14 protein-coding genes are annotated in these 13032 nt (G+C 64.2%); 5 read left to right on the top strand and 9 right to left on the bottom strand.

Annotated features, from left to right (window positions below):
- The first annotated feature begins 8 nt into the window (after positions 1 to 8).
- From ACFSQR_RS01260 to pabB, 4 genes are all read left to right on the top strand, one after another.
- Positions 9 to 548 carry a phage tail protein gene (locus ACFSQR_RS01260; protein ID WP_377727196.1) on the top strand — a complete coding sequence of 180 codons (540 nt, stop codon included), beginning with the start codon at positions 9 to 11 and terminating at the stop codon, positions 546 to 548.
- Between the two features lie 120 nt (positions 549 to 668).
- Positions 669 to 1397, top strand: coding sequence for an HAD-IA family hydrolase (locus tag ACFSQR_RS01255; RefSeq protein ID WP_377727194.1), 729 nt, complete (start codon positions 669 to 671; stop codon positions 1395 to 1397).
- 27 nt (positions 1398 to 1424) lie between these two features.
- Positions 1425 to 2000, top strand: a complete 576-nt coding sequence (slmA, locus tag ACFSQR_RS01250; protein WP_377727192.1) for a nucleoid occlusion factor SlmA — start codon at positions 1425 to 1427, stop codon at positions 1998 to 2000.
- Positions 2001 to 2010: 10 nt separating this feature from the next.
- On the top strand, positions 2011 to 3804 hold the full coding sequence (pabB, locus tag ACFSQR_RS01245) for an aminodeoxychorismate synthase component I (protein WP_377727191.1): 1794 nt from the start codon (positions 2011 to 2013) through the stop codon (positions 3802 to 3804).
- 35 nt (positions 3805 to 3839) lie between these two features.
- Here pabB and sodC read toward each other — a convergent pair whose 3' ends face one another.
- Together sodC and ACFSQR_RS01235 are read right to left on the bottom strand one after the other, a co-directional pair.
- Positions 3840 to 4361: a superoxide dismutase [Cu-Zn] SodC gene (gene sodC, locus ACFSQR_RS01240; RefSeq protein WP_377727189.1), complete on the bottom strand. Its 522-nt coding sequence runs from the start codon at positions 4359 to 4361 to the stop codon at positions 3840 to 3842.
- Between the two features lie 49 nt (positions 4362 to 4410).
- Entirely contained in the window at positions 4411 to 4998 is a 588-nt protein-coding gene (locus ACFSQR_RS01235; protein ID WP_377727186.1) for a glutathione peroxidase, read from the bottom strand.
- Positions 4999 to 5034: 36 nt separating this feature from the next.
- Between ACFSQR_RS01235 and ACFSQR_RS01230 the strand changes: the two genes are divergently transcribed.
- Positions 5035 to 6060 (top strand): poly(3-hydroxybutyrate) depolymerase, encoded by a 1026-nt coding sequence (locus tag ACFSQR_RS01230; RefSeq protein WP_377727184.1) that lies wholly within the window; start codon positions 5035 to 5037, stop codon positions 6058 to 6060.
- A gap of 3 nt (positions 6061 to 6063) precedes the next feature.
- On the opposite strand, the gene ACFSQR_RS01225 is transcribed toward ACFSQR_RS01230, so the two are convergent.
- The 7 genes from ACFSQR_RS01225 to atpA all read right to left on the bottom strand — a co-directional run bounded on the left by ACFSQR_RS01225 (position 6064) and on the right by atpA (position 12998).
- Positions 6064 to 6486, bottom strand: coding sequence for a CoA-binding protein (locus ACFSQR_RS01225; RefSeq protein WP_377727181.1), 423 nt, complete (start codon positions 6484 to 6486; stop codon positions 6064 to 6066).
- Positions 6487 to 6547: 61 nt separating this feature from the next.
- Positions 6548 to 6964: a hypothetical protein gene (locus ACFSQR_RS01220; RefSeq protein WP_377727179.1), complete on the bottom strand. Its 417-nt coding sequence runs from the start codon at positions 6962 to 6964 to the stop codon at positions 6548 to 6550.
- A 27-nt stretch (positions 6965 to 6991) separates the two neighbouring features.
- On the bottom strand, positions 6992 to 8383 hold the full coding sequence (locus ACFSQR_RS01215; RefSeq protein ID WP_377727177.1) for a serine hydrolase: 1392 nt from the start codon (positions 8381 to 8383) through the stop codon (positions 6992 to 6994).
- Between the two features lie 236 nt (positions 8384 to 8619).
- Positions 8620 to 9042 carry a F0F1 ATP synthase subunit epsilon gene (locus tag ACFSQR_RS01210; RefSeq protein WP_377727174.1) on the bottom strand — a complete coding sequence of 141 codons (423 nt, stop codon included), beginning with the start codon at positions 9040 to 9042 and terminating at the stop codon, positions 8620 to 8622.
- A 50-nt stretch (positions 9043 to 9092) separates the two neighbouring features.
- A complete protein-coding gene (gene atpD, locus ACFSQR_RS01205; protein ID WP_377727171.1) occupies positions 9093 to 10493 on the bottom strand; it encodes a F0F1 ATP synthase subunit beta in 1401 nt (466 codons plus the stop codon).
- 33 nt (positions 10494 to 10526) lie between these two features.
- Positions 10527 to 11402: a F0F1 ATP synthase subunit gamma gene (gene atpG, locus ACFSQR_RS01200; protein WP_377727168.1), complete on the bottom strand. Its 876-nt coding sequence runs from the start codon at positions 11400 to 11402 to the stop codon at positions 10527 to 10529.
- A gap of 54 nt (positions 11403 to 11456) precedes the next feature.
- A complete protein-coding gene (atpA, locus tag ACFSQR_RS01195; protein ID WP_377727165.1) occupies positions 11457 to 12998 on the bottom strand; it encodes a F0F1 ATP synthase subunit alpha in 1542 nt (513 codons plus the stop codon).
- Positions 12999 to 13032 lie beyond the last annotated feature (34 nt).

Here is a 13032-nt window from a genome sequence, read left to right as displayed (position 1 = left end):
GAGAGAACATGTCTGACGCTTATATCGGCGAAATCCGGATTTTCGCCGGCAATTTCGCACCGAAGGGCTGGGCGTTGTGCGGCGGCCAGCTGATGGCCATCTCGCAAAACACGGCGCTGTTCTCGATCCTCGGCACGCAGTACGGGGGCGACGGCAAGACCAACTTTGCCTTGCCGAACCTGAACGGCCGGGTGCCGATCGGACAGGGCAACGGGGCCGGCCTGACTCCGCGTTCGGTCGGCGAGGATATCGGCAGCGCGACGGTCACGCTGCTGACCACGGAGACGCCGATGCACACCCACGTTCCGATGGGCTCCTCCCAGCTGGGCTCGACCAACGACCCGAACAATGCGGTGTGGGGCGAGTTCGCGGTGGGCGGTCGCGGCGGTTCCACGCCGGTAAACCTGTTCAATCCGACCCCGAATACGCCGATGTCACCGGTCGCCCTCAACGTGAGCGGCAACAGCCAGCCGCACAACAACATGCAGCCCTGTCTGGCGATGAACTACATCATCTGCCTGGATGGCGAGTTCCCTCCGCGCAGCTGATCGCGCGCGTCCCATGGCCTGGTGGCGCCGCGCGCCGCCAGGCCGGTCGGCTGGGGCCGGGCAGCGCACCACCCACGCTCTATAATGTGGTTCGCGCCGCTCCCCCACGTCCCGACCACTATGCTGAAGAAGACCACGAGTTCCCCGGTGTGGCTGTTCGACCTCGACAACACACTGCACGACGCCTCGCACGCGATCTTCCCCGCGATCAGCGCCAACATGAACATCTACATCGGACGGGTGCTGGGCAACGGAACCACGCCCGCCACGCAGGAGGCGATCGACGCCGCGCGCCTGGGCTACTGGAAACGCTACGGCGCCACCCTGCTCGGCATGATCCGCCACCATCAGGTCAAGGCCGCGGACTTCCTGCGCGAGACGCACGACATCGGTGAGCTGCGCGAACTGGTGCGCGCCGAGCGCGGCCTGGCCAAACTGCTGCGGCGCCTCCCCGGCGACAAGATCCTGCTCACCAACGGACCGTCGCGCTACTCCACCGAAGTGGTGCGCTACCTGCGCCTGCACCGCCACTTCACGCACCACATCGCGATCGAGGACATGCACGTGCACCGCCAGTTGCGGCCCAAACCATCGCGGCTGATGCTGCGGCGCCTGTTGCGCCGGCATGGCGTGTCGGCCGACCGCTGCATCCTGGTCGAGGACACGCTGGATAACCTGCGCAGTGCGCGCCAGCTTGGCATGCGCACCGTCTGGGTCACCCAATACCTGCGCATGAGCGACCCGATCGGACGCGCGCGGCTGCCAAAGACGCTAAAACGCCCCGGCTACGTCGATGTCAAAGTAAAATCCGTGCGGCAGCTGCCGGCGTGCCTGCACCGCCTGCGCTAACCTTCAACCATCCGACCACACGAACCCATGCCCAGCACGAAGCAAGGCCAGCGCAAGCTGCAAATCCTCCAGGCACTGGCCACGATGCTCGAGCAGCCGAAGGGCGAGAAGATCACCACGGCCGGACTCGCCGCGCGCCTGTCCGTGTCCGAGGCCGCGCTGTACCGCCACTTCGCCAGCAAGGCGCAGATGTACGAGGGCCTGATCGAATTCATCGAATCGAGCGTGTTCGGCCTGGTCAACCAGATCGCCGAGCGCGAGGAACGCGGGGTCGCGCAGGCGCACGCCATGCTGCAGATGCTGCTCGCCTTCGCGGCCAATAATCCCGGCATGACACGCGTGCTGATCGGCGACGCGCTGGTGGGCGAGGACGAACGCCTGCAGCTGCGCATGAACCAGTTCTACGACAAGGTGGAGCTGGCGTTCAAGCAGTCGCTGCGCACCGCCGCAACGCAAGGCCATGGCACCGAGGCGGAAGTCGCGCACCGCGCCAGCATGCTGGTCAGCTACGTGGTGGGACGCTGGCACCGCTTCGCCAAGAGCGGCTTCAGGCAGGACCCGACGGATGGCGCAGCGCTCCAGCTCACCCTCCTCCTTGCCTGAGCTTTTCTCGATGCACGCTGTCGAATGTTTTGCCCTGCTGGACGACGCCGGAAGCGTGGACGGCTCGCGCCTGTTCACCGGCCACGTGCGCACACTGCGTGCGGACACTGCCGGCGAATGGCCCCTGCTCCTGGCAGAACTGCAGCAGGCGCTCGAGAGCGGCCTGTATGGCGTACCGCTGCTGACCTATGAACTCGGCTGCGCGCTGCACGGTATTCCTGCCCACGCGGCGCAAGGCCCGCTGGCCCGCGTGCTGCTGTTCGAGCGCTGCGACCGGCTCGGCACGGACGAAGTGGGCGCATGGGTCCACGCACGGGCAGGCACGGCGCCGTCTGGTGTCGCGGCGGTGGCGGCCAGCGTCGACGAGGCGCAATTTACCGATGCCATCGAACGGATCCGCGACTACATCCGCGCCGGCGACACGTACCAGGTCAACTACACCTACCGGCTGCGCTTCGATGCCTACGGCAGCCTGTTCGCGCTGTACGCCCGCTTGCGCGAGCGCCAGCCGGTCCCGTATGGCGCCCTGATCGCGCTGCCCGATGGCAGCGGCGTGCTGTCGCTGTCGCCCGAGCTGTTCGTGCGCCACACGGCCGGAGAGCTGATGACGCGCCCGATGAAAGGCACGGCTCCCGCCAGCGGAGACGCCGCCGAGGACCAGCGGCGCGCGCAGGCACTGGCGCAGGATCCCAAGAACCGCGCCGAGAACCTGATGATCGTGGACCTGCTGCGCAACGACCTGGGGCGCGTGTGCGAGACGGGCAGCGTGCAGGTGCCGGCGCTGTTCGATGTGACGCGCTTCGGCAGCGTGCTTCAGATGACGTCCACCGTGCGCGGCAGGCTGCGCGCATCGGCCACGCTGGCCGACATCTTCGATGCGATCTATCCGTGCGGTTCGATCACCGGTGCGCCCAAGCGGCGCACCATGGAGATCATCACGGAAGTGGAAACAGCGCCGCGCGGCATCTACACCGGCGCGATCGGCTGGTTCGACCCGCCCGCAGCATCCGGAAAAACGGGCGACTTCTGCCTGTCCGTGCCGATCCGCACGCTGGCGCTCTCGCCGCCGGAACAAGGCGTGCGGCGCGGTGAGCTGGGTGTCGGCGCCGGCATCGTGTACGACAGCGAACCGGCCAGCGAATACGCGGAATGCCAGCTCAAGGCGCGCTTCCTCACCGGCATGCCGGCCGGATTCGGCCTGTTCGAGACCATGCAGGCGACTGGTGCCGGTTGCCGCAACGTTGAAGAACACCTCGCCCGCATGAGTGCGTCAGCGCGCTATTTCGCCATCCCGTTCGACCGCGATGCGGCGCGCCGCCTGCTCGACGACGCCTGCCAGGCACTAGGCGGCCCGGCGCGCATGAAACTGGCGCTCGCACCCGACGGCACGCTCGATGTACAGGTGGCCCCGCTGGCCCCGCTCGCGCAACCGGTGCGCATCCTGGTCGCGGAGCAGGCCGTTCGCTCGGACGACCTGTTCTTGCGCCACAAATCGACCGTGCGCGAACGCTATGACGCCGCATGGCGCGAAGCGGAGGCGCATGGCGCGTTCGACATGGTGTTCTTCAACGAAAAGGGCGAGCTGGCCGAGGGTGGACGCAGCAACGTGTTCGTCAAGGTCGGCGGGCGTTGGTGCACTCCGCCGCTGTCATGCGGGCTGCTGCCCGGCGTGATGCGTGCCGCGATCCTGCGGGATCCGGCCTTCGATGCGGTCGAACGGGTGATCACGCGGGCGGAGTTCGACGCCGCCACGGAGATCATGGTCTGCAACTCGCTGCGCGGCGCGCTGGCCGCACAGCGCTGAGGGACCGTCCCGCCAGGGGACAGCCCCGGCCTCCTTTAGCGGATGACGCCGCAGGCGATGCGTGCGCCACCCCCGCCCAGCGCTGCCGGGTGGTCTGAGTGGTTGTCGCCGCCGGCGTGAACCATCAGCGCGCGGCCCTTCAGGTCCGCCATCTTCAGGCGCGGCGCCAGCACCGGGTTGGTCGCGCTGCCGTCGGCCGCCACGTACAGGGCCGGCAAGTCGCCCAGGTGGCCATCGCCCCATGGCGTGCCGTGGCGCTTGGTGCCAGCCGGGTCATAGTGCGCGCCGGCCGCTTGCGCCGGCACCATCTTGCCATCCTTCTCCTGCGGATCGCAGCTCGCATTCTCGTGCACGTGGAAGCCATGAACGCCGGCAGGCAGGCCGGTCAGCTGTGGCGTGAACACGAGGCCATGTTTGGTCTCGGACACCGTCACGTGCCCCACGCTTGCGCCTGCGCCCTTCTCGGTCGCGATCTTCATGTCGACGCGGGTGTCGGCTGCGAAGGCGGTGCTGCAGGCCACTGCCAGCAGCGCTGGAACGATCGATTTCAGTTTCATAAGTGATCCTAACGAAGGTTGATGAAGGGCCGGAGACACCCGGCCAGCTTTACAGCGCCTGTTCGATCTTTGCCGCCAGCGCCTTGTCGCCCGGCTCGACCTTGCTCGGGAAGTGAGCGATTACCTTGCCCTCACGGTCGATCAGGTATTTGGTGAAATTCCATTTCGGCTCCTGGCCGGTCGCCTTCGCCAGCTCCGCGTGCAGCGGGTTGGCGGCACTGCCCTTGACCGGCGACTTGGCGAACATCGGGAACTTGACGCCGTAGGTGTTGTAGCAAAGTTCCGCGATCTCCTTGCTGCTGCCCGGCTCCTGCTTGCCGAAGTCGTTGGACGGGAAGCCCAGCACGACCAGTCCGCGCGCCGCGTACTTGGCGTGCAGTTCTTCCAGGCCCTTGTACTGGGGAGTGTAGCCGCAATAGCTGGCGGTGTTTACCACCAGGATGACCTTGCCCGCGTACTGGCACAGGTTCTGCGGCGCGTCGTCCTGCAGGCGGTTGAAGGTCTTGTTCAGGATGGCTGGACAGGCCGCCGGCTGGGCCGCTGCCTGCGCCGGCGCCGCCGCATGCGCACTTCCCTGCGGAGCCGCAAGCCCGGCCAGGGTCAAAACGGTAAAGATTGCTGCTGGGATCCGGATCATCGCGCACCTCTGGTTGCGTTTAAAGAACATGATTCTATGACAAAACGGCTGCTTGTCCACGCCGCGCCTGCCGCACTGGCGTTGTGCCTTGCCGCGCCCGCTGTGCGGGCTGCGGACGCCCTGCCTCGCCTGGGCGCGGACCTGGGCCAGACATCGGTGTCCGGCTTCTCGTCCGGCGCCTTCATGGCCGGCCAGTTCGGCGTGGCCTACTCGTCCATCGTGCGCGGGGTCGGGATGATCGCGGGCGGCCCGTACTACTGCACCGGCGAGCCGGCCAGCGATCCGCCGCTGCGCAACGCGCTGACGCGCTGCATGAACCCCCGGTTCGCCCGGACCGACCCGCCCGATGCGGTGTCCTTGTGGCGCAGCGCCCGCCGGTTCGCGCGCAGGGGACTGATCGACGACACCGCACACCTGGCGCGCCAGCGGGTCTACTTGTTCAACGGCGCGCAGGACCAGATCCTGACCTCCGCCGTGACCGACCAGACCCGCAGGTTCTACGACATGGCCGGCGCGCTGTCGATCACCTACGTGAACCATGAGCGCGCCGGACACGGCATGGTGACCGACCGGCCGGGCGACAACGATTGCGGCGCGTCCTACCAGCCCTTCTTCAACAACTGCGGGATACCGCTGGCGCGGCATATCCTGGCCGCGCTGTACGGCCCGATGCTTCCCGCATCCGCCCAGCCCGGCGGCAGGCTGCTGCACTTCAGCCAGCGCAACTACGCCAAACCCGCCTCGGGAATGGCGCCGACAGGCTACCTGTTCGTCCCCACGGCGTGCGAAGCAGGCGGCTGCCGTGTGCACGTGGCGTTCCACGGCTGCTGGCAGGGTGCGCAGGCGGTGGGCGACCACTTCTACCGGCACGCCGGTTACAACGGCACTGCCGACGCCAACCGCATTATCGTCCTGTATCCCCAGGTGGCGGCCAGCACGGCGCCGTTCAACCCGGCCGGGTGCTGGGATTACTGGGGCTACACCAATCCCGACTACTACACGCGGCGCGGCCTGCAGCTGTCGGCCGTGCGCGCGATGCTCAAACGCCTGAGCGAGCGCTGAGGATCAGGCGGCTGCCATCATCTTGTGGTCCACCTTCAGGCAGCTGTCCTGCACGACGTCGAGGCCGGCCGCCGCGGCCAGGTCCGCCGCCGCCTGGTTGGCGATCCCCAGCTGCATCCACAGGCACCCTGCCCGCACTGCGATCGCATCGCGGGCGATGGGCGGGATATCTTCCGCCTTGCGGAAGCAGTCGACGATATCGATGCGTTCACCCGGCGCCAGTGCGGCCGCCGCGTCCTGCAGGGTGGCATGCACCGTTTCGCCGTGGATCTCGGTGCCGGCATATTGCGGGTTCACCGGGAGGATGCGATAACCCTGCGATTGCAGGTACTGCGCCACTTCGAAGCTGGCGCGCTCGGGTTTCGGGGAAAGGCCGACGACGGCGATGGTTTTGCTTTGCTTGAGGATTTCCGGGACGGTGCGCATGGTGGGGCAATCAGGTTGAGTTGCCACAAGCGTATCAGATTTGCTGGCCGGTGGGACGTCGCTATGGCCGGGGCTGCTGTTGCTGATCATTGCGTTCGCGGGCCAGCTGTTCGATCTGCCCCGAGATTCGCCGGATTTCGGCGAGCTGCTCCTGCTGAGAAGCATGCAGACGCGCGAGTTCTGCCTGCTGAGCGGCCATCAGGTTGGAATGCAAGCCATAGAACGTTAAGAGACAAGTCACCAGCGTGCCCGTCAGCCAGAAGAGCAGGCGATTGCCCATTCTTTCGACATCGGCCTTGGTCGCCAGGTGCGGGAGCGTCGCATCGAGACGCGTGGCGACCTCTGCGAGTGCCTCGCGCGTCGCGAAGTGCTCGTATGGATCATGGTTCGCCGGTGAGCGGGATTGCATCGCAGTGGCCTCCGTTGAACCACCACGATACGCCACTTTTCCCGCCCCCGCTTGAAGCACGTCACGCATGCGGGCTCGCGCCCGCATGACTTCGCTTTACTTTGCGGCGATGCGCGGGCTGGTGTGCGATGAATCGAGCTGGTGGACAGTGACTCCGCTCACCTGGCCCTTGGCATCGCGATTGAACACCATATGGACCAGCGTGTTCGGCACGAAAAACCGGTCCGGGCCATGGGCCACGACCTCCGTCTTGTCGTCCGGCCGTTCTGCGCGCTGCATCATCAATTTGTCGCCTTCACGGGCAAAGGTCACGGTGGACTTCTCGTCCACCTGGTAGCTGCCGGCGACTTCGTTCAGCTTGCCGGCATCGAGGGCGACCGGCTTCAGTTCGGGAAACGGCTTGCCGATCGCGATCGCCGCCGCGCGCGCCGCAATGACCTGCGTGGACACCGGGAAGCGATCGTTGTTCACGAGGACGGCGACGTACACTTTCTCTTGCGGCAGGCGCATCGCATGTGCCGAGAAGCCCGGTATGCCGCCGCCGTGCGCAATGCGCTGCGTGCCCTGGAGCGTGCCCAGGTGCCAACCGTAGCCGTAGTCGGTCTTTTTCCCGGTCGTGAGCGTGTAGGGTGTGAACGCCCGCTGCCAGCTGGCCGCCTTCAGCAGCTTTCCCGACGAGACGGCGGCATCCCAGCGCGCCAGGTCATCCACCGTGGACACGATGGCGCCCGCGGCATACGGCTGCGTCATCGACACGCGCGTGCTCGGGGCGAAACCGGTCGGCCGGACCGTATGCCCTTCGGCGCGCAATGCCTTGCGCTTTTCGTGGCCCTCATGTGCCGTGTCGAGCATGCCCAGCGGCGTGAAGATGCGCTGCTCGACGAACTGCGCATAAGGCATGCCGCTGATCTTCTCGATGATGGCGCCCAGCAGGAAGTAGCCGGAATTGTTATAGCGGTACTCGGAGCCCGGCTCGAACGTCAGCGGGTCGTTCTTGAAGGTGTCGATCATCATCGCGGGCGTCATGTCCTTCTCGATCCCGGCGCGGAAGCTCGGCTTGCTGGTGTAGCTCATGATCCCCGAGGTGTGGGTCAGCAGGTGCTCGATGGTGATGTGCCTGCCGTTGGTCGGATAGTCCGGCAGGTATTTGGTGATGTCGTCGTCCAGCGACAGCTTGCCTTCTTCGGCAAGCATCAGGATCGCGGTGGAGGTGAACTGCTTGGTGACGGAGCCGATGCGGTGCTGCGCGCCTGCATCCATCGGGACGCCCTTCGCCAGGTCGGCCATGCCGTAGCCTTTGCGGAAGACGGTCTTGCCATCCTTGACCACGATGACCGATCCACCCGGCGCATCAGGCTTGAAATAGGGAGCGATGGCCGCGTCGATGCGGGCGGCCAGGTCACTTTCGGGCGCCGCCTTCTGCGCATGCGCGGCAGGAGATGGCAGGAGGATCAGGCTGGCGACGGTCAGGCAGGACAACTTCAACATGGCGTTCCCCTCAGCGTTGTTATTGAGGAGATCACGATAGCGCGCGCGCCGGCAGCCGGGAACTGCCAGCCGACGAATTGACGCTGCCGTAGCGCGAATGGGGCCAAAGCCGGGGCGAATGGCGGGTGGCGCGATCCTGCGGCCACACATGACAAAGGGCAGCCATAGGCTGCCCTTCTTTGATACTTGACGCTAAAAAGCTAGGGACGGTCCCTTTGGGGACGGTCACCAACCTATCAGCGTTTTTGACGCAGTTTCTGGATTGCGGCCAGCTGCGCGATTGCCGCGGCGAGTTCTGCCTGGGCTTTCGCGTAGTCGATCGTTGCTTCCTTGTTGTTCATCGCTTCTTCGGCCAGGCGCTTGGCTTCGGCCGCTTTCGCTTCATCCAGGTCGGCGCCGCGGATTGCGGTGTCGGCCAGGACGGTCACGCCGTTCGGCTGTACTTCCAGGATGCCACCGGCGACGAAAACGAATTCTTCGTCGGCACGGCCGGCCACCTTGATGCGTACCGCACCCGGCTTGATGCGCGTGATCAGCGGCGTGTGCTTCGGGTAGATACCCAGCTCGCCCGCTTCACCCGGCAACGCGACGAATTCGGCTTCGCCGGAGAAGATCTGCTCTTCCGCCGAAACCACGTCCACGTGAATAGTGTTTGCCATATGTGTCCTTCGGGTGAAGGGCCCCGCTTTTCAACAGGGCCCTTGCCTGGTTAGCCGAGCTTCTTGGCCTTTTCGATTGCTTCTTCGATCGTGCCGACCATGTAGAACGCCTGCTCCGGCAGGTGGTCCAGTTCGCCGGAAGCGATCATCTTGAAGCCCTTGATCGTGTCCTTCAGCGAAACGTACTTGCCTGGTGCGCCGGTGAAGACTTCAGCGACGTGGAACGGCTGCGACAGAAAACGCTGCATCTTACGAGCGCGTGCGACGACCAGCTTGTCTTCCGGCGCCAGTTCGTCCATGCCCAGAATCGCGATGATGTCACGCAGTTCCTTGTAGCGCTGCAGGGTGCCCTGTACGGCACGCGCGGTGTCGTAGTGGTCCTGGCCGACGACCAGCGGGTCCAGCTGGCGCGAGGTCGAGTCGAGCGGGTCAACTGCAGGGTAGATACCCAGTGCAGCGATGTCACGCGACAGAACGACGGTCGAGTCCAGGTGGCCGAAGGTGGTTGCCGGCGACGGGTCGGTCAAGTCATCCGCTGGAACGTAGACGGCCTGGATCGAGGTGATCGAGCCGGTCTTGGTCGAGGTGATGCGCTCCTGCAGGCGGCCCATTTCTTCGGCCAGGGTAGGCTGGTAGCCCACTGCGGAAGGCATACGGCCCAGCAGTGCGGACACTTCGGTACCTGCCAGCGTGAAGCGGTAGATGTTATCGACGAAGAACAGAACGTCACGGCCTTCGTCACGGAACGATTCAGCGATCGTCAGGCCGGTCAGCGCCACGCGCAGGCGGTTGCCTGGCGGTTCGTTCATCTGGCCGTAGACCATCGACACTTTCGAGTTGGCCAGGTTGTCCAGGTCGACGACCTTCGCATCTGCCATCTCGTGGTAGAAGTCGTTACCTTCACGGGTACGCTCACCGACGCCTGCGAACACGGACAGACCCGAGTGCGCTTTTGCGATGTTGTTGATCAGTTCCATCATGTTGACGGTCTTGCCCACACCTGCACCGCCGAACAAACCGACCTTACCGCCTTTTGCGAACGGGCAGACCAGGTCGATAACCTTGATGCCGGTTTCCAGCAGGTCGGTCGACGGCGACAGCTCGTCGTACGCAGGAGCGGTACGGTGGATCGACGCGGTCTGCTCTTGCGAGACAGGGCCACGCTCGTCGATCGGGTTGCCCAGCACGTCCATGATGCGGCCCAGGGTGGCTTTGCCAACTGGGACCATGATTGGTTTGCCGGTGTTCTGGATCGACATACCGCGACGCAGACCTTCGGAGGAGCCCAGAGCAATGGTACGGACGATGCCGTCGCCGAGCTGCTGTTGAACTTCCAGGGTCAGCTCGGAGCCTTCCATTTTCAGTGCGTCGAACACCTTAGGCATGGCGTTACGTGGAAACTCCACGTCAACCACTGCGCCGATACACTGAACGATTTTGCCATCAGCCATTTTCGTTCCTTCTATATATGTGAAATTCGTTTGTTAGACTGCTGCCGCGCCAGAGACGATCTCGGACAGTTCTTTAGTAATCGCAGCTTGACGAGTCTTGTTATACACAAGCTTCAGCTCACCGATCACGTTACCTGCGTTGTCGCTTGCCGCCTTCATTGCCACCATGCGAGCCGATTGCTCGGATGCGAGGTTTTCGGCGACTGCCTGGTAAATCAGTGCTTCCAGGTAGCGCACCAGCAGTTCGTCGATCACGACTTGCGCGTCCGGTTCGTACAGGTAGTCCCACGAGTGGGTGCCCTTGTCCGCTTCCAGCTTGCCGGCCGCCAGCGGGAGCAGCTGCTCCACTTGCGATTCCTGGCGCATCGTGTTGATGAACTTGGTGTAGCACAGGTAGACTGCGTCGAGTTTGCCTTCCTGGTACTCGTCGAGCATGACCTTGACCGGTCCGATCAACTTCTCCAGGTGCGGCGTGTCGCCGATCTGCGTGACGCTCGAAACTACCGGCACGCCTACGCGGTTCAGGAAACCCAGTCCTTTGTTGCCGATGGCAACTGCTTTAATCTTGTTACCCGCTTGCTCAAGCTCACGGGCCTTCTGCGTCACCATACGCAGCACGTTGGTGTTCATGCCGCCGCACAGACCCTTGTCGGTCGTGACGACGATGAAGCCAACTGCCTTCGCATCCTGGTCCTTGGCCTGGGCCATGAACGGGTGCGTGTATTCAGGATTCGCAGTCGCAAGATTGGCGGTGATATTACGAATCTTGTCACTGTAGGGACGGGCGGCGCGCATGCGATCCTGCGCTTTGCGCATTTTCGATGCGGCGACCATTTCCATCGCCTTGGTGATCTTCTTCGTATTCTCTACGCTCTTGATCTTGCCACGTATCTCTTTGCCTACTGCCATGAGTCCTTACTCCTTGTCGCATCGTAGCGCCCCGCGAGGAGCGCCACTACAGCATTAGAATGCGCCGGCTTTCTTGAAGTCGCCGATAGCAGCGGCCAGGGCAGCTTCGCCGTCCTTGTCCAGTGCCTTCGTCTCTTCGATCTTCGCCAGCAGCGCGCCGTGCGAGGTCTTCATGTGGGTGTGCAGTGCGGATTCGAATGCCAGCACTTTTTTCACTTCCACGTCGTCGAAGTAGCCTTTGTTGACAGCGAACAGCGACACGGCCATCAGGGAGATCGGCAGTGGCGAGTACTGAGGCTGCTTCAGCAGCTCGGTCACGCGCGCGCCGCGGTCCAGCTGCTTGCGGGTCGATTCGTCCAGGTCCGATGCGAACTGCGCGAACGCAGCCAGTTCACGGTACTGCGCCAGGTCGGTACGGATACCGCCGGACAGGCCCTTGATGACCTTGGTCTGTGCGGCGCCACCGACGCGCGACACCGAGATACCTGCGTTAATCGCAGGACGGATACCGGCGTTGAACAGCGAGGTCTCCAGGAAGATCTGGCCGTCGGTAATCGAAATCACGTTGGTCGGAACGAACGCCGAAACGTCGCCTGCCTGGGTTTCGATGATTGGCAGTGCGGTCAGCGAGCCGGTCTTGCCGGTGACGGCGCCGTTGGTGAACGCTGCCACGTAGTCAGGGTTCACGCGTGCTGCGCGCTCGAGCAGGCGGCTGTGCAGGTAGAACACGTCGCCCGGGTATGCTTCGCGGCCTGGTGGGCGGCGCAGCAGCAGCGAGATCTGGCGGTATGCAACTGCCTGCTTGGACAGGTCGTCATACACGATCAGCGCATCTTCGCCGCGGTCGCGGAAGTATTCGCCCATTGCGCAGCCGGAGTAGGCCGAGATGTACTGCATCGCTGCCGATTCGGAAGCCGATGCTGCGACAACGATCGTGTACTCCATCGCGCCGTGCTGTTCCAGCGAACGCACGATGTTCTTGATGGTCGATGCTTTCTGGCCGATCGCAACGTACACGCAGGTCATGTTCTGACCCTTCTGGTTGATGATCGCGTCGACTGCGACAGCCGATTTACCGGTCTGGCGGTCGCCGATGATCAGCTCACGCTGGCCACGGCCGATCGGCACCATCGCGTCGATCGACTTCAGGCCGGTCTGCATTGGCTGCGACACGGACTGGCGCGCGATCACGCCCGGAGCGATCTTTTCGATTGGCGAGGTCAGCTGGGTGGTGACAGGACCCTTGCCGTCGATCGGCTGGCCCAGCGCGTTGACGACGCGGCCACGCAGTTCCGGACCGACTGGCACTTCCAGGATGCGGCCGGTGGTCTTGACGGTGTCGCCTTCGGAGATGTGCTCGTATGCGCCCAGAATAACGGCGCCCACGGAGTCACGCTCCAGGTTCATTGCCAGGCCAAAGGTGTTGCCTGGGAATTCCAGCATTTCGCCCTGCATCACATCGGACAGGCCGTGGATGCGGCAGATGCCGTCGGCAACGGAGATGACCGTGCCCTGGTTCTTTACTTCAGCGCCGCTTTCGAGACCCTGGATCCGGCTCTTGATCAGTTCGCTGATTTCAGATGGGTTGAGTTGCATACTAACTCCTAATAGTTTCTTGGTGCGTAGGGCA

The sequence above is a fragment of the Pseudoduganella sp. GCM10020061 genome (assembly GCF_042683405.1).
GTDB lineage: Bacteria > Pseudomonadota > Gammaproteobacteria > Burkholderiales > Burkholderiaceae_D > Telluria.
Note: the sequence above shows the minus strand (reverse complement) of the source record. Positions and strands in the feature narration are given on the sequence as shown.